Raw genomic sequence first — 15,971 nt, 5'->3', positions numbered from 1 at the left:
TGCTGATCCTAGCATGACCATTGGCAAATACGGGCGAACTATCGAGTCCGTTTCACCGCCGCCTTCGCCGGCTTGACTGTGCGCGCTTTGGCCTTTGCGGCAGGCCGCACGCGCAGTCCGTCGACAAACACGTCGAGCATCCGCAGCACCGAGGATTGCCAGCCGGGCTGGTCGTGCATGTAGCACATGCCGAAGAACGCGCGCAGCAAATCCTCGGGACTGATGTCGGCGCGCATCGCGCCGGCCGCGGCTGCGCGATCAAGCAGCGAGGCGATCGCCTTGGTCAAGCGCTCAAAGGAGAAGGCATGCAGTTCGGATCCGCTCTGCACGGCGAGTGCCAGGGCTGCCACCATGCCTTTCTTGGTGGCGACGAATTCGACACCTGAGCGCAGCCAGCGCCTGAGCGCGTCGACCGGATCCTTGGCGTTCTTCAGCTGTTCGGCGAGCTCGCTGAGCTGCTCGACCTCGCGCCGGTACACCGCCTCGAACAGATCCTCACGCGTCGGGAAATGCCGGTAGAGCGTGCCGATGCCGACGCCCGCGCCCTTGGCCACGGCCTCGAGGCTTGCTTCGGGGCCGCCGGCGCTGAACACGACCTTGGCCGCCTCGAGCACACGCTCGCGGTTGCGCACGGCATCGGCGCGGGGCTTTCGGGTCTGGTCGGTATGGTCGTCCATATCAGGCAATGTAGATCACGAATTGGTTAGGTTGAACCCCGAGCCTGCTGCATGGCGTTGTCAGTGCACGGCCTTTTTGACGAATTCCAATATTTTCCGAGGGGCCCTTGTTAAACGGAGGGTGCCTCCGTATCTTCGCGGGGTGTCGGCTCGGAACATGTCCGCGCTGGCGCGATATCGACAGCGGTCACGGCGGTGACGCGCTGCGCGATGACTCATGTCCATATCTGATCGGAGCCCTGTATGAACCACTCCATCAGCCTCACCGTGAACGGTGCACGGCGCGATTTCGTCCTCGACGATCCCCGCGTCACGCTGCTCGATCTCCTGCGTGAGCGCCTCCATCTCACCGGAACCAAGAAAGGGTGCGACCGCGGCCAGTGCGGCGCTTGCACCATCCTCGTCGACGGCAAGCGCATCAATTCCTGCCTCGCGCTCGCCATCAGCCATGACGGCGCCGATATCCTCACCATCGAAGGTCTCGCTCGCGGCGACCGGCTTCACCCCGTCCAGGCCGCTTTCATCGCCCATGACGGATTCCAGTGCGGCTTCTGCACGCCCGGTCAGATCATGAGTGCCATCGGCATGATGCAGGAGGCGCAGGCCGGCAATGACCCCGAACGCATTCGTGAGTGCATGAGCGGCAATCTCTGCCGTTGCGGTGCCTATGCCGGCATCGTCGATGCCGTGCTCGAGGCGCAGGCCGGTGCCGACGAAACCAACCAGAGGCGCTCCGCATGAAACAGTTCGATTACGTCAGGCCTGCCACGGTCACTGAAGCCGTCGCCGCCGCCGCCCAGCCGGGCGCAGTCTATCTTGCCGCCGGCACCAATCTGCTCGATTTGATGAAGGGCAATGTCACCCGCCCAGATCGGCTGGTCGACGTCACCCATCTCGATGGGCTCGATGGAATCGAGCGCCTCGCGGATGGATCGTTGCGGATCGGTGCGCTCGTCAGCAATGCCGATCTTGCGCATGATGGGGAGTTCGTGAAGGCCTATCCGGCCGTCGCGGAAGCGCTGCTCTCCGGCGCGTCGGCGCAATTGCGCAACGCTGCGACTGTGGGCGGCAACCTCCTGCAGAGAACCCGCTGCGCGTATTTCTATGACACCGCCAGCCGCTGCAACAAGCGCGCGGCCGGCTCGGGCTGCGACGCCCGCGACGGCGAGAACCGGTCCCATGCCGTGCTTGGCTGGAGCGACCGCTGTATCGCGACGCACCCCTCTGATTTCTGCGTGCCGCTGCTCGCGCTCGACGCCATCGTCGAGATCGAAGGCAAGAACGGTCGTCGCGAGATCGCGCTCGACGAATTGCACCGCCTGCCGGGCAATACGCCGGAGAATGAATCCGCGCTCGAGCCGGGCGACCTCATCGTCGCAGTGCGCCTGCCACCCGCCGCGCGTGGCTTCGCCGCGCATGCGCGCTATCTCAAGGTCCGCGAGCGGGCGTCCTACGCGTTCGCGATCGTCTCGGCCGCCGCGGCGCTGCGGATCGAGAACGGCAAAATTGCGGAGGCACGGCTTGCGCTCGGCGGCGTCGCCGCAAAGCCGTGGCGTGCCCGGGCTGCGGAAGATGTTCTCAAAGGCGTCGCGCCCAGCGCAGATGCCTTCCAGGAAGCCGCCTGGCGCGCGCTCACCGACGCAAAGCCGTCCGGCGCCAACGCCTACAAGATCGAGCTGGCGCGCCGCATCGTCGTGCGCGCGCTGACCCTTGCCGCAGCCGGGACGCCCGCGCGCATCCCCGCGCTGCCGGCCTCCCCCTTTGCTTCGACCTCTGGAGCCATTCATGCCTGAGCTCAATCTCACCAGCGCTCCTGCCCATCTCCGCCACGGCTCCAGCATCGGCCAGCCGCTGACCCGCCGCGATGGCGTGCTCAAGGTCAAGGGCCAGGCGACCTACGCCGCCGACAATCATCCGCCCGGCATGCTGTTCGCGGTGATGGCCGTGTCCAGCATCGCGCACGGCCGTGTGAGTTCGCTCGATGTCGCCGCTGCCAAGCGTCATCCCGGCGTGGTCGATGTCATGACGCCGGATCACAAGCCTGAGCTTGCGATCGATCCTGAAATCAAGACCAATCCGTTCGTGTTCCGGATGGAGGTGCTGCAGAGCAACGAGGTCCGCTACGCCAACCAGCCCATCGCCGTCGTGATCGCCGAGACGCTCGAGGCCGCGACGGAAGGTGCGGTGCTGCTAGCGCCGCGTTACGAAACGCTGCCACCGCTCGTCGGCCTCGATGCCGGCAAAAGCTACGTGCCACCGGTCGTCGGTGTCGGCAACCCCTCGGAGATCCATCGCGGCGACGTTGCGGCAGGCCTTGCTGCCGCCGACAAGCAGATCGATGCGACTTACGAGACGCCGGCGCAATATCACAACGCCATGGAGCCGCATGCGATCGTGGCTGACTGGAACGGCGACCATCTTCAGATCGACATGCCAACTCAGGGGCTCATGCTGTCGCTTGGCCGCGTCGCCGAGCTGTTCGGCCTTGCGCCCGACAAGATACACATCCGCAGCCCCTTCCTCGGTGGTGGATTCGGCTCGAAGGGCCTGATGGCTGGTCCCCCGGTGCTCGGCATCATGGCGGCCAAGCTGGTCGGAAGGCCCGTCAAGCTGGTGCTGCGCCGTGAGCAGATGTATGGCCCGGTCGGCCATCGTGCGCCGACGCGTCAGCGCTTGCGCATCGGCGCCGACGCCGAAGGGCGCCTGACTGCGCTCGATCATCACGCGCGGACCGTGTCGAGCACGTTCGACGATTTCTACGAGCCGGCTGCCGATGCCTCGCATACGCTCTATGCGGCGCCCGCCATCCGCACCTCGCATGACGCCGTGCGCGTCAACACCGGCACGCCGCTGTTCATGCGCGCGCCGGGCGAGGCGACCGGTTCGATTGCGTTGGAAAGCGCGATCGACGAGATGGCCTGGGCCTGCGGCATGGACCCGCTCGCCTTCCGCCTGAAGAACTATGCGGAGGTCGAGCCGATCACCGGAAAGCCGTTTTCCTCGAAAGCGCTGCGTGCCTGCTACGATCAGGGCGCGGCGCGTTTCGGCTGGGCGAAGCGCACGCTGCAGCCGCGACAGATGCGTGACGATGCCGGACTGCTGGTCGGCTGGGGAATGGGCACCGCGACGTTCCCCGCGCTGATGTTCCAGGCTGAAGCGCGTGCGGCGATCCGTCGTGACGGCACTGGCGCGATGGAGATCGGCGCGCATGACATGGGGCAGGGCGCCTGGACGGCGCTGGCCCAGATCGCGGCCGATGCCGTCGGCCTCGATATCGACCGCGTCACGTTCAAGGCCGGCACGTCCGATCTGCCCGATGCCGGCATTGCCGGCGGCTCGGCGCATACGGCGACGGCGGGGGCTGCGATCCACAGCGCCGGCGCGGCCGTCATCGCCAAGCTTGCCGATCTGGCCACCAATGACGAGCGTTCGCCGCTGTACGGTGCCGGCAATACCGGCGTGATTGCGCGCGATGGCCGCCTGATCCGGCGTGACGACGAGGGCCGCAGCGAGAGCTACACCGAGATCCTCGCGCGCGCCGGTATCGCCGAGGTCGAGGCGCGCGGCACTGGCGCACCGAATCCGGCGGCGATGGAGGAATATGCCATGCACGCCCATGGCGCGGTGTTCGCCGAGGTGAAGGTCGATCCCGAGCTCGGCCAGATCCGCGTCACCCGCATGGTCGGCGCGTTTGCGGCGGGGCGTATCGTCAATCCGCATCTGGTCAGGAGCCAGCTGTTCGGCGGCATGATCTGGGGCATGTCCTTCGCGCTGCACGAGGAGGCCATCACCGACCGCCGCACAGGCCGCATTATGAATGCCGATCTCGGCGAGTACCACATTCCGGTGAATGCCGACGTGCCGCCGCTCGATGTGATCACCGTCGAGGAGCACGATCCGCATGTGAATGCGCTCGGCATCAAGGGTGTCGGCGAGATCGGCATCACCGGCAGCGCCGGCGCCGTCGCCAACGCCGTCTGGCATGCGACCGGCGTGCGGGTGCGCCGTTTCCCGATCAGGATCGAGGAGCTGCTGACGGGGCGCTGAGCGCGCGCGGCGGGAGCTTCTTTCCGCCGCCGCTTTAGCGGATTCCGGGGAGGCGGTCGATATCGGGCGAGGGCTGCGCCGGGAACAGCCGTGCGGTCGAGGAAATATCGAGCCTTCGCTTGCACTTGGCTTCGTCGGCATTCCCGGCGATGCCGTTGTCGGTGTAGCGCTTCTTGGCGAAGTCGTCGTCGAGTCGGTTGACAATCAGCGTCGCGTGGTCGCGTTCGAGTGTATCCGGATTTCTGCCCTGCTCTTTCGAGGTGAACACAGCATTCTTGACGCTGCCTCTCATCTCGTAGTCGCAGCCGGCTTTCCAGTCGGCCTGCTCCCATTTCCAGCCATTGGCTTCGAGCCCGCCGTCCTTGTCGATGGTGATCTCGATAATGGCATTGTAGGCGAGTCAGGTGCCTGCAAGGCCATCGCGCTTTTCGTCAAAACCTTCGAGCAGCGCGATCCGCTCGCGCTGCAGGCCGCTGAGATGATCGCGCGCATTGACCGTGTAGTGCATCTCCGAGGTCCGCTTCTCCCAGCCCGGGTGCAGGAACTCCGGGAATTGATCGGCCTGCGAGCGCACCCAGTGGCGTTGGTCCTCCGTCAAAGCGTGTCGCGTTGTCTCGTCGAGCCGAGGCAAAAGCGCCTTCCAGGCGCGGTTCAAGCGCTGATCGTTTTCGGCGAGCTCCGGATCGGCGCAGATCTCCTCGTCGGTCGCGGTCTCCGGATGCGCGCAATCGAAAGTCGGCTTGACGAATGTGGTGTCGGCCTTGTCAATCGCGTCGGATTTGCCGCTGGCAAAATAAGTGCCCGTGATCTGTCCAAGGCTCTCGCAGCCCGAATCGTCACGGCCATCCCATTGCTCGTCCGTCGCAACGAGAACGAGGCGGAGCGTGTCGCCCTGGCGGCGCAGCTTGATTGAGAGCGGCTCGGTTGGCTTGTTCTGTGGCGCGCCCGCATCGGTTGATTGCGCCGGCCTGGCGCGGTCGACCGCGCCGGACAGCCAACCGTTGCCGCTCGGCTTGACGGTCGCTCCTAGCTTGCATTGCCAATGCTTGTCGCTGCCGTAATTGCTGCTCAACTCGGCTGTTACGCGGTAGGCCCCGTTGTCGCCCACTGTAATGCCGACAGCGCCAAACGTGTTGGTCCATTTGCCGTTCAGCCCAGCGCGCCCGAAGCCGGCCGCGATCCCGTTCAGGACCGGGACGCGCTGGCGCAGTGTCGCGGCGAAATTCCTGCGGATTTCGGCCTCGTCCACCTCCTGCACGGTGGTGGCAGCTTCCTCGATCATCTCGTTGAACCAGACCTGATCGCGCTTGAGCAGGGGCCGGACATTGGCCGGCGCCTTTCCTACCGCCGCCGCAAACGATGCGTCGACCGCGGCGACGAGCTTGTCGTAGCCGTGAGCCTTGCAAAACTTGCTTGCGCCGCCCTCGATCTTGCTGCCGTCGGAGTTTTTCGTGCAGAACGTCATCGCCAGCGGTCCGCTGCTGCTGGCACGCATGAAATCGTCCATCGCATCGGCGGGGGCGGGGCTGAGCAACGCGGCTGCAAGCAGCGCGAGGCGGACAGGCCTGGACATGGTCGGCTCTTGGTCGGCTCTTGGGCGGCTCTTAGTCGAAGCAGGTTCGGATCTCTCCTTGGTCGCCGCTTGCGTCCGTCCGGTTCAGGACCGCATGACGTCGCGTCCGCCCCGGTGGCCGGATCAGTTCATCATCCGGCGGAGTGCCTTGATCTGCTCTCGCTGCTCTTCGATGTATTTCTCGATGGCCGCCCGCAGCTCGCGTGAATGGAGCTTTCTTGTATCGCGCTGAACGTCGTCGAGCGCAGCTTCTGCATTGGCGAGGGTGGTCTTCATCGTGCGCTCCGTTACGAAGCGGCCCCGGAGTGCCTAGGAGTCCGGGGCCATAACCTCAACACCTTTGCGCGAGGCTGCTCGGCTACATCTCGTAATATATAGGAGGCCGGCCCGCAGAAATTGAGCTGGCTCAACTACCGTAAGATGCCGGTGCTCCGTATGATTGCGGATGTCGCGATCGCCCTTCAGAACGTCGGCGGCGTGCAGGCCGAAATCACCTCGCACGGCTTGCCGCCGACGCAGCGGAAGCGGTGCGGACGGCGGCTTTCGAAATAGTAGGCATCGCCGGGATTGAGGATGCGCCGCTCGTCCTCGACGGTGACTTCGAGCTTGCCTGAGATCACGATGCCGCCTTCCTCGCCGTCATGGACGAGGTGCACGCGTCCGGTGTCGCTGCCGGGCTCGTAGCACTCCTTCAGGATTTGCAGGCTGCGGCCGAACAGATTGTCGCCGACCTGCCGATACGAGATCGGCTTCTTGCCGACTTCGGTGAGCTCCTCGGCGCGGTAGAAGATCTTGCGCCTGGACTCCGGTTCCAGCGCGAAGAACGCGGCAAGCCCCATCGGGATGCCGTCGAGGATGCGCTTGAGCGCCCCGACCGACGGGTTCATCTGGTTGGATTCGATCAGCGAGATGGTCGAATTGGTGACGCCAGCGCGCTTTGCCAGCGCGCGCTGCGACAGCTTGTGGCGCGCCCGGATGAATCGCAGCCGTCCACCGATGTCGACGCTCATGCCTCTGGCCCTGTTTCAGGTGTTGCGGATCGCGCAAATATGGACCGGGTGCCCCAAGGAAATCAATGGCTTGCAGATCACCAGAAAAGGACTTGTTGCGCTATCGAAGCCGTGGCTCTGCTATGCCGTCAGCAAAGGAGCGTGGCCCGTGACCCTTCATCAGATTCCGAACACTATCAAGACCGACTCGTTCTGGATGCCGTTCACGGCCAACCGTCAGTTCAAGAAGGCGCCGCGGCTGTTCTCCTCGGCCGAGGGCATGCACTACACCACCGTCGACGGCCGCAAGGTGATCGACGGCTCCGCCGGCCTCTGGTGCGTCAATGCCGGCCATGGCCGCAAGCAGATCGCCGCTGCGGTCGAGCGGCAGCTGATGACGCTGGACTTCGCGCCGACGTTCCAGATGGGCCATCCGCTGGCGTTCGACTTCGCCGAGCGCCTTGCCGAGATCGCGCCTGATGGCCTCGACCGCGTCTTCTTCACCAACTCCGGCTCTGAATCGGTCGACACTGCGCTGAAGATCGCGCTCGCCTATCATCGCGCCACCGGCCAGTCGAGCCGCACCCGTCTCATCGGCCGCGAGCGCGGCTATCATGGCGTCGGCTTCGGTGGCATGTCGGTCGGCGGCATGGTCGCCAACCGCCGCGCCTTCGCCACGCATCTGCCGGGCGTCGACCATATCCGCCACACCCATGATCTGTCCCGCAACGCCTTCGCCAAGGATCAGCCCGAGCACGGCGCCGAGCTCGCCGATGATCTCGAGCGCCTCGTCGGCCTGCATGGCGCCGAGACCATCGCCGCCGTCATCGTCGAGCCGGTGCCGGGCTCGACTGCGGTGCTGCCGCCGCCGAAGGGCTATCTGCAGCGCCTGCGTCAGATCTGCGACAAGCATGGCATCCTCCTGATCTTCGACGAGGTCATCACCGGCTTCGGCCGCCTCGGCACGCCGTTCGCAGCCAATTTCTTCGGCGTCACGCCGGACCTGATGACGACGGCCAAGGGCATCACCAACGGCACCATTCCCTGCGGCGCGGTGTTCGCCAGCCGCAAGGTGCATGACGGGCTGATGGTCGGCCCCGAGAATCAGATGGAGCTGTTCCACGGTTACACTTATTCGGCGCACCCGACCGCCTGCGCGGCCGGCATCGCCACGCTCGACATCTACAAGGACGAAGGCCTGCTGACGCGCGGAGCGTCGATGGCCGAATACTGGCGCGATGCGCTGCATCAGCTCAAGGGTCTGCCGAACGTCGTCGATATCAGAAATTGCGGCCTGATGGGCGCGGTCGAGCTGGCACCGCGTGACGGCGTCGTCGGCGCACGCGGCTACGACGTCATGGTCGACTGCTTCAACACCGGCCTTTACCTGCGCATGAGCGGCGACAGCTTCGCGATGTCGCCTCCGCTCATCGTCGAGAAGAGCCACATCGACCAGATCGTCTCGATCCTCGGCGACGCCATCAAGAAGGTGGCCTGATAATTGCTCTTACAGCGGCGAGCGTGATGCCGCGGGAGTTTGACCAAGCGTGAAAGTTCTGATCCTCGGCAGCGGTGTCATCGGTGTCACCTCTGCCTACTACCTCGCCCGTGCCGGCCACGAGGTGACGGTCGTCGACCGTCAGCCTGAGCCCGCGCTTGAGACCTCGTTTGCCAATGCCGGCGAAGTGTCGCCCGGCTACTCCTCGCCATGGGCAGGGCCCGGCGTGCCGGTGAAGGCGGTCAAGTGGCTTCTGATGAAGCACGGCCCGCTGGTGATCCGGCCGAAGCTCGATCCGGTCATGTGGGTCTGGCTGCTCAAGATGCTGCGCAACTGCACCAGCGCACGCTACGCGGTCAACAAGAGCCGGATGATCCCGATCGCGGAATACAGCCGCGATAGCCTGCGCGACCTGCGCCGCGACATCGGCATTCAATATGACGAGCGTTCAAAGGGAACGCTGCAGCTGTTCCGTTACCAGGCCCAGCTCGATGGCACCGGCGAGGACGTCGCCGTGCTCAAGCAATACGGCGTGCCTTACGAAACGCTGAGCCGCGAAGGCTGCATCGCGGTCGAGCCGGCGCTTGCGGGTGTGAAGGAGAAATTCGTCGGCGGCCTTCGCCTGCCGCAGGACGAGACCGGCGACTGCCACATGTTCACGCAGGCGCTGGCCAAGCAGGCCCAGGCGCTCGGCGTGCGCTTCCTGTTCAACACCGGCATCGACCGCATCGTCACCGACGGCGCGCGTGTCAGCGGTGTCGCGACCAGCGCCGGCCTTTTGCAGGCCGACAGCTATGTTCTCGCGCTCGGCAGCTATTCGTCGCGCATGGCAGCGCCGCTCGGGATTTCACTGCCGGTCTATCCGGTGAAGGGCTACTCGATCACGGTGCCGATCAAGGACGCCTCCGGCGCGCCGGAATCGACCGTGATGGACGAGAGCTACAAGGTCGCGATCACCCGCCTCGGCAACCGCATCCGCGTCGGCGGCACCGCCGAGATCTCGGGTTTCTCGACCAAGCTCTACGGCGCCCGTCGCGCCACGCTCGATCACTCCCTGAGCGATCTGTTCCCGCGCGGCGGCGATCTCTCCAAGGCGACGTTCTGGAGCGGCCTGCGTCCAATGACGCCGGACGGCCCGCCGGTCATCGGCCCGACCAAGTATGCCAACCTCCACCTCAACACCGGCCATGGCACGCTTGGCTGGACCATGTCCTGCGGCTCCGGCCGCGTGCTCGCGGACATGCTCTCGGGCAAGAAGCCGGACGTGGATGTGAGCGCGCTGACGGTGGATCGGTATCAGCATAGGTTCGGGTGATTGCTGCGTCATTCCGGGGCGATGCGAAGCATCGAGCCGGGAATCTCGAGATTCCGGGTTCGCCTCTTCGAGGCGCCCCGGAATGACGGCAAATTACCCGGTCACGCAATTCACCCACAGCACGACGCTGTTCGCATCCCGCGCCGGATTGGAAAACCGGTGCGGCCTGNCCTGCGGCTCGCAAAGCGAAAGCTGTCGCCCGTCTTCAGCGACCAAGTTTGGCTGTCCACCGTGAGCATCATCTCGCCCTCCAGCACGAGGCCCGCTTCCTCGCCGTCATGGGTGTAGAGCTCGTCGCCTGTCGAGCCGCCGGGCTCAAGATGCACAAGGAATAGATTGAGCTTGTTGTCGGCGCTGGCCGGGCTCAGCAATTGCTTGGAGACGCCGGTGCGCCAGAGCTTCAGCTCGGGCCGCTGTAGCCCGCGCGTGACGACCTGATCGGATGTGCCGTCGGCGCTGGGGCTGGCGCCGAACAAGGCGGCGATGCCGACGCCGAGCACATCGGCGNCGCCAGCACGCGCAGCGAGGGCGACGACAGGCCGCGCTCGATCTGGCTCAGGAAGCCGATCGACAGCTCGGTGCGCGCCGCGACCATTTCGAGCGAAAATTGCCTGGCGCGGCGGAGATCGCGGAGGCGACGGCCGACCGCGACGTCCATTGGGGGCTCCGTCGGCTTCGCGGTAGCCTTCCTGACCCTCTTCGCCGGCTTTGCCGCGGCCGGTTTGCGCATTCTTTTGCCACCGCTCACGTCAAACCGCTTCCTTCATGTGCATGAAAACCGCTTGCATCGTCCGCGAAAGTGTGACCAAATTTTCATATTGGTGAAACTAGGCCGAAACGGCTTGGCCCGCAACGTCTGATCCACGACATGCGCGAGCGCCGGCATCGGTCGGGACCCAAGGGGGATGCGATGAAGCGTTTTGGTCTGGCCGCGGTCGCGGCGCTCGCAATGGCAGCGATGATGCCGGTCTCGGCGCAGCAGGTGCTGAAGGTCGGTTCGACGCCGACGGGCATTCCCTTCACCTTCCTCGACACCAAGACCAATTCCATTCAGGGCATCATGGTCGATCTCGTCACCGAAGTGGGCAAGGACGCCGGCTTCAACGTGCAGATCGAGCCGATGCAGTTCTCGGCGCTGATCCCGTCGCTGACCTCGAGCAAGATCGACATCATCGCGGCCGCGATGTTCATCACGGCGCCGCGCAAGGAGGTCGTCGATTTCTCCGACCCGATCTACACCTATGGCGAAGGCCTGGTCGTGCCGAAGAGCGACACCAAATCCTATGCCACGCAGGATGATCTGAAGGGCGAGACTGTCGGCGCCCAGGTCGGCACCGCCTTCGTCGATGCGTTGAAGAAGTCCGGCCTGTTCGCCGAGGTGAAGGCCTACGACACCATCCCCGACATCCTGCGCGATGTGAACACCGGCCGCCTCAAGGCCGGCTACGCCGACTATCCGATCCTGGCCTATAATCTGAAGCAGGGTGGGTTCCCCGAGGTGCGTCTCGTCGACGGCTACAAGCCCGTCACGGTCGGCTCGGTCGGCATCGGCGTCCGCAAGGGCGACACCGAGTTGCTCGGCAAGATCAACGCGTCGCTGGCGAAGCTCAAGGCCAACGGCACCATCGACAAGATCCTCGAAAAATGGGGCCAGAAGGCGCAGGGCTGATAGAGCGCTCATAGGGCTGCACGATGAAAGGCTTCTGGCACGACGCCGCCGAGTTCTTCCCGATCCTGATGAACGGCGTCGCGCTGACGGTTATCGTCACGATCGGCTCGCTGCTGCTCTCGACCGTGCTCGGCCTGATCTGGGCGATGATGCGGGTCTCCGGCATAAGAGCGCTGTCGATGCTCAGCGCCAGCCTGATCAACGTGATCCGCGGCATCCCGATCATCGTGTTGCTGTTCTACCTCTACTTCGTGATGCCCGATCTCGGCGTCACGCTCAGCGCCTTGCAGGCCGCTATTCTCGGGCTTGGCATCGCCTATTCGGCTTATCAGGCGGAAAACTTCCGCGCCGGAATCGAGGCGATCGATAAGGGCCAGATCGAGGCCGCGCAGTCGATCGGCATGGGCTGGTGGCTGACCATGCGCCGCGTGGTGCTGCCGCAGGCCGTGCGCATCGTGCTGCCGCCCTACGGCAACGTCATGATCATGATGCTGAAGGATTCCTCGCAGGCCTCGACCATCACGGTCGCCGAGCTTGCCCTGCAAGGCAAGCTGATCGCGTCCTCGACCTTCAAGAACACCAGCGTGTTCACGCTGGTCGCATTGATGTATCTCACCATGAGCATCCCGCTGATCCTGCTGGTCCGTCACTTCGAGAAGCGGGCGGGCAAGAAATGATCGAGCTGAACGACGTCCACAAGAGTTTTGGCAAGGTCGAGGTGCTCAAGGGCATCACGGCGAAGGTCGAGAAGGGCGAGGTGGTTTGCATCGTCGGCCCGTCAGGTTCGGGCAAGTCCACCATCCTGCGCTGTATCAACGGGCTGGAAAGCTACGATCGCGGCGAGATCAACGTCGAAGGCCTGAAAGTCGACCGCGACGCGCCGTCGATCGTCAACATCCGCACCCAGGTCTCGATGGTGTTCCAGCGCTTCAACCTGTTCCCGCATCGGACGGTGCTGGAGAACGTGGTCGAGGGGCCGCTGTTCGTGAAGAAGGAGCCGCGCGCCCAGGTGCTGGAGCGGGGTCGCGCACTGCTTGCTCAGGTCGGCCTCGCCGAAAAGGTCGACGCGCACCCGCCGCAGCTCTCCGGCGGCCAGCAGCAGCGTGTCGCGATTGCGCGCGCGCTCGCCATGCAGCCGAAGGCGATCCTGTTCGACGAGCCGACCTCGGCGCTCGATCCTGAATTGGTCGGCGATGTGCTCGGTGTCATGCGCAAGCTCGCTGATGACGGCATGACCATGGTCGTGGTCACCCACGAAATGGGCTTTGCCCGCGACGTTGCCGATCGTGTGCTGTTCATCGACGGCGGCATCATCGTCGAGCAGGGGCCGGCTAAAACGCTGCTCAACCAGCCCCAGCATCCGCGCACGCAGGACTTTTTGCGCCGCGTGCTGCATCCGCTCTGACCGGACTTTTACAATGACACGCCTGCCTCTGCCGCCATCGCTCTATGCCGACACGGCCGTCGCGCCGGTTGCGACGCCGGCGCTCGATACGGACAGGAGCGTTTCCGTTGCGATCGTCGGCGGCGGCTACACCGGTCTGTCGACGGCGCTGCATCTGGCCGAGCAGGGCGTCGAGGCGCTGGTGCTGGAGGCACAGGAGCCGGGCTGGGGCGCGTCCGGCAACAATGGCGGCCACACCAATCCCGGCCTGAAGCACGACCCCGATCAGATCGAGGCTGATTTCGGCACCGGGCTCGGCCGCCGCATGATCGCGTTCTCCTACGGCTCGCCGAACTTCACCCACGATCTGATCCGCCGCTACCAAATCCCTTGCGAGGCGCGGCAGAACGGCACGCTGCGCGCGGCCTATAACGAGGCCAGCGCCGCTGCGATCGAACAGACCGCGCAGCAATGCATCCGCCGCGGCATGCCGGTGTCATATCTGAACCGCGAGCAGTTGCGCGAGATGACCGGTACGGATCGCTACATCGGCGCGATGCTCGATACGCGAGGCGGCGACCTGCATCCGCTCAGCTACGCCCGTGGTCTTGCGCGCGCTGCAATTTCAGCAGGCGCGAAGGTTCACGGCGAGACGCCGGCGCTATCGCTCCGTCGCGACGGCGCGCGCTGGCGCATCGAGACTCCGCGCGCAGTCGTGCATGCGGAGAAGGTGCTGCTCGCAACCAACGGCTTCACCGACGATCTCTGGCCCGCGCTCCGCCGCACCATCGTGCCGGTGTTTTCCTCGATCGCGGCTACTGCGCCGCTGCCCGACGAGGTCGCCCGCGCGATCATGCCGACACGGCCCGTGCTCTACGAGAGCGGCCACATCACCGTCTATTACCGCATCGACCAGCAGAACCGCCTGCTGATGGGTGGTCGCGGTCCGATGCGCTGGATCAAGTCGCCAACTGATGTCGCCTATCTCATGCGCTACGCCGAGCGGCTATGGCCGCAGCTCAAGGGCGTGGCCTGGACGCACGGCTGGAACAGCCGGCTCGCCATCACCGGGGATCATTATCCGCATGTGCATGAGCCGGCGGAAGGCATCCTGATCTCGCTGGGTTGCAACGGTCGCGGCGTCGCGCTCTCGACCGCCATGGGCGCGCAGCTTGCGCGCCGGCTGATCGGCGGTGCCAAGGCGGAGATCGACATGCCAATATCAGGCATCAAGCCGATCCCGATGCACGCGTTCTGGCCGGTCGGCGTGACCACGGCGGTGATTGCCGGTCGGGTGCGAGACCGGCTGGGGATCTAGCTAGCCTCAGCCTTCCGCCACAGCATCTGCCCAGGGCTGGAAGATCTCGACCGCGCCGGAATTGGTGTCGCCATCACGCATCACCACGCTCGGGAAGGCGAACTTCATCGGCAGGGTCTGCACCGCCGCCTCCCTGTAATCGAAGCGCGCGGCGAGAGCCTTGCGTGCATCCGCCGGCAGCCTGATGTCGCCGAGCACGATCGCGCCTTCGCTGCAATCGATACGGGGCTGGTGGATGGCGGCATCGAGGTCCATGCCAAAATCCACCACAAAGGACACGAGTTGCAGGACGGAAGGCAGGATGCGGCGGCCGCCGGAGGCACCGACCGCGAGTCGTTTGCCGTCCGGGGTCTCGGCGATCACAGGCGTGTAGTTGGTGAGGCAGCGCTTGCCGGGAGCGAGCGAATTGGTGGTGCCGGGCGTCGGATCAAACCACATGATGCCGTTGTTCATGGGAATGCCGCTCTGCGGCGTCACATATTTCGAGCCGAACGAGGACAGCAGTGTCTGCGTCACCGCGGCGATGTTGCCGTCGCGGTCGACCACGGAGAAATGCGTGGTGCAGGCCGGCGCGAGATACTCGGCGCCGAGCGCGCGCTTGCCGTCGACATCGCCCATGTCCTTGAGGCGCTCGCGATAGGCCGCCTGCAGAGCCACTGCATACTCGCTGTAGGCAGCGGCGTCAGGCGTGCCCGCCGGCTTCAGATTCTCCTGCAACAGCCGCAGCGCATGCGCCATGGTCGGGCCGGCCGTGAGTTCCGGCGTCGCCAGCACCTTGCCGCCGCGATAGGGGATCGCCAGCGGCTCGCGCAGATGGGCGCGGAATGCAGCGAGATCCTCGACCGATAGCGAGCCGCCATCGGCCTTGATGTCGGACGCGATGCTCTTGGCGAGGTCGCCCTGATAGAAGTCTCGTGGCCCGGCCTCGGCGAGGTGCAACAGCGTCGCTTTCAAATTGTCCTGTGGCAGCCGGGTCTCAGCCTCGATGCTCCAGGGCGGGCTCGGGGGCAGGCCGTCTTTCAGAAAGGCGGCCGCGCCTGCCGGATAGCGGCGCAGATCTGCCGCTGCACTCGCGATCGTCAGTGTCGTCCACCAGTCGACCAGCAGGCCTTCACCGGCCAGTGCGGCTGCCGGAGCAACCAGCTCCTTCCACGGCATCCTGGCGTAGCGTCGGTGTGCCTCCTCCATGCCGGCGACGACACCCGGCACGGCGATCGCGGCGGGACCGTGAACGTTGCGATCGTCCTTCACCCGCGGCCACGGAAACAGGTCGGTCGCGAGGCGGTCCCCAACGATGGGATAATCCGAGGCGCGCAGGCTTTGCGGCGCGCACATGCCGTAGTCGATCACCTCATAGCGATTTTCCTTGGCGCGGTAGAGCACCATCGCGCCGCCGCCGCCGATGCCGCTATTCCAGGGCTCCAGTACGTTCAATGCGAAGGTCGTCGCCACGATCGCGTCGACGCAGTCGCCGCCCGCCGCCAGCACCTGCGCTCCCACC

General features: G+C 65.3%; 16 protein-coding genes and 2 pseudogenes. 9 read left to right on the top strand and 9 right to left on the bottom strand.

Going from position 1 to position 15,971, the window contains the following annotated elements; all coding sequences use genetic code 11:
- Positions 1-38 precede the first annotated feature (38 nt).
- Complete coding sequence (locus AOQ71_RS16575; protein WP_057747931.1) at positions 39-677, bottom strand: TetR/AcrR family transcriptional regulator; 639 nt, start codon at positions 675-677, stop codon at positions 39-41.
- Positions 678-920: 243 nt separating this feature from the next.
- Between AOQ71_RS16575 and AOQ71_RS16570 the strand changes: the two genes are divergently transcribed.
- Genes AOQ71_RS16570 through AOQ71_RS16560 form a run of 3 tightly spaced genes read left to right on the top strand, consistent with a single transcriptional unit; the run spans position 921 to position 4,724 of the window.
- Entirely contained in the window at positions 921-1,418 is a 498-nt protein-coding gene (locus tag AOQ71_RS16570) for a (2Fe-2S)-binding protein (protein ID WP_057747928.1), read from the top strand.
- Positions 1,415-2,470 (top strand): FAD binding domain-containing protein, encoded by a 1,056-nt coding sequence (locus tag AOQ71_RS16565; RefSeq protein ID WP_057747925.1) that lies wholly within the window; start codon positions 1,415-1,417, stop codon positions 2,468-2,470. Before AOQ71_RS16570 ends, AOQ71_RS16565 begins: the two co-directional genes overlap by 4 nt.
- Positions 2,463-4,724: a xanthine dehydrogenase family protein molybdopterin-binding subunit gene (locus tag AOQ71_RS16560; RefSeq protein ID WP_057747922.1), complete on the top strand. Its 2,262-nt coding sequence runs from the start codon at positions 2,463-2,465 to the stop codon at positions 4,722-4,724. Before AOQ71_RS16565 ends, AOQ71_RS16560 begins: the two co-directional genes overlap by 8 nt.
- A gap of 34 nt (positions 4,725-4,758) precedes the next feature.
- Here AOQ71_RS16560 and AOQ71_RS16555 read toward each other — a convergent pair whose 3' ends face one another.
- The 4 genes from AOQ71_RS16555 to AOQ71_RS16545 form a co-directional block, all read right to left on the bottom strand.
- Positions 4,759-5,016, bottom strand: a complete 258-nt coding sequence (locus tag AOQ71_RS16555; protein ID WP_157083540.1) for a hypothetical protein — start codon at positions 5,014-5,016, stop codon at positions 4,759-4,761.
- Between the two features lie 108 nt (positions 5,017-5,124).
- A complete protein-coding gene (locus AOQ71_RS16550; RefSeq protein WP_083514255.1) occupies positions 5,125-6,297 on the bottom strand; it encodes a lysozyme inhibitor LprI family protein in 1,173 nt (390 codons plus the stop codon).
- 123 nt (positions 6,298-6,420) lie between these two features.
- Positions 6,421-6,573 carry a hypothetical protein gene (locus AOQ71_RS46330; protein ID WP_167353982.1) on the bottom strand — a complete coding sequence of 51 codons (153 nt, stop codon included), beginning with the start codon at positions 6,571-6,573 and terminating at the stop codon, positions 6,421-6,423.
- A gap of 185 nt (positions 6,574-6,758) precedes the next feature.
- On the bottom strand, positions 6,759-7,307 hold the full coding sequence (locus AOQ71_RS16545; RefSeq protein ID WP_057747912.1) for a cupin domain-containing protein: 549 nt from the start codon (positions 7,305-7,307) through the stop codon (positions 6,759-6,761).
- A 148-nt stretch (positions 7,308-7,455) separates the two neighbouring features.
- Between AOQ71_RS16545 and aptA the strand changes: the two genes are divergently transcribed.
- Together aptA and AOQ71_RS16535 are read left to right on the top strand one after the other, a co-directional pair.
- Positions 7,456-8,784, top strand: coding sequence for an omega-aminotransferase AptA (aptA, locus tag AOQ71_RS16540; protein WP_057748086.1), 1,329 nt, complete (start codon positions 7,456-7,458; stop codon positions 8,782-8,784).
- Positions 8,785-8,833: 49 nt separating this feature from the next.
- A complete protein-coding gene (locus tag AOQ71_RS16535; protein WP_057747908.1) occupies positions 8,834-10,099 on the top strand; it encodes a D-amino acid dehydrogenase in 1,266 nt (421 codons plus the stop codon).
- Between the two features lie 93 nt (positions 10,100-10,192).
- On the opposite strand, the pseudogene AOQ71_RS47905 reads toward AOQ71_RS16535, so the two are convergent.
- The 3 genes and pseudogenes from AOQ71_RS47905 to AOQ71_RS47895 form a co-directional block, all read right to left on the bottom strand.
- Positions 10,193-10,268, bottom strand: a pseudogene (locus tag AOQ71_RS47905) (transcriptional regulator); the annotation flags it as partial.
- A gap of 1 nt (position 10,269) precedes the next feature.
- Positions 10,270-10,606, bottom strand: a pseudogene (locus AOQ71_RS47900) (cupin domain-containing protein); the annotation flags it as partial.
- 1 nt (position 10,607) lies between these two features.
- The coding region (locus AOQ71_RS47895) for a helix-turn-helix domain-containing protein (protein ID WP_245316908.1) at positions 10,608-10,829 on the bottom strand (222 nt) is incomplete at its 3' end.
- A gap of 180 nt (positions 10,830-11,009) precedes the next feature.
- Here AOQ71_RS47895 and AOQ71_RS16525 point away from each other — a divergent pair.
- From AOQ71_RS16525 to AOQ71_RS16510, 4 genes are read left to right on the top strand one after another with little or no spacing between them, the layout of a single operon-like run.
- Positions 11,010-11,768 carry an ABC transporter substrate-binding protein gene (locus tag AOQ71_RS16525; protein ID WP_057747905.1) on the top strand — a complete coding sequence of 253 codons (759 nt, stop codon included), beginning with the start codon at positions 11,010-11,012 and terminating at the stop codon, positions 11,766-11,768.
- A 23-nt stretch (positions 11,769-11,791) separates the two neighbouring features.
- Positions 11,792-12,445 (top strand): amino acid ABC transporter permease, encoded by a 654-nt coding sequence (locus AOQ71_RS16520; RefSeq protein WP_057747902.1) that lies wholly within the window; start codon positions 11,792-11,794, stop codon positions 12,443-12,445.
- Positions 12,442-13,173, top strand: coding sequence for an amino acid ABC transporter ATP-binding protein (locus AOQ71_RS16515; RefSeq protein WP_057747899.1), 732 nt, complete (start codon positions 12,442-12,444; stop codon positions 13,171-13,173). Before AOQ71_RS16520 ends, AOQ71_RS16515 begins: the two co-directional genes overlap by 4 nt.
- Positions 13,174-13,186: 13 nt before the next feature.
- A complete protein-coding gene (locus AOQ71_RS16510) occupies positions 13,187-14,470 on the top strand; it encodes an NAD(P)/FAD-dependent oxidoreductase (RefSeq protein ID WP_057747894.1) in 1,284 nt (427 codons plus the stop codon).
- Between the two features lie 6 nt (positions 14,471-14,476).
- Here AOQ71_RS16510 and AOQ71_RS16505 read toward each other — a convergent pair.
- On the bottom strand, positions 14,477-15,971 hold a 1,495-nt coding region (locus tag AOQ71_RS16505; RefSeq protein ID WP_063958241.1), incomplete at its 5' end, for a gamma-glutamyltransferase family protein.

The sequence above is a fragment of the Bradyrhizobium manausense genome (assembly GCF_001440035.1).
Lineage (GTDB): Bacteria > Pseudomonadota > Alphaproteobacteria > Rhizobiales > Xanthobacteraceae > Bradyrhizobium > Bradyrhizobium manausense.
This window is presented reverse-complemented; position numbering and strand designations above follow the sequence as displayed.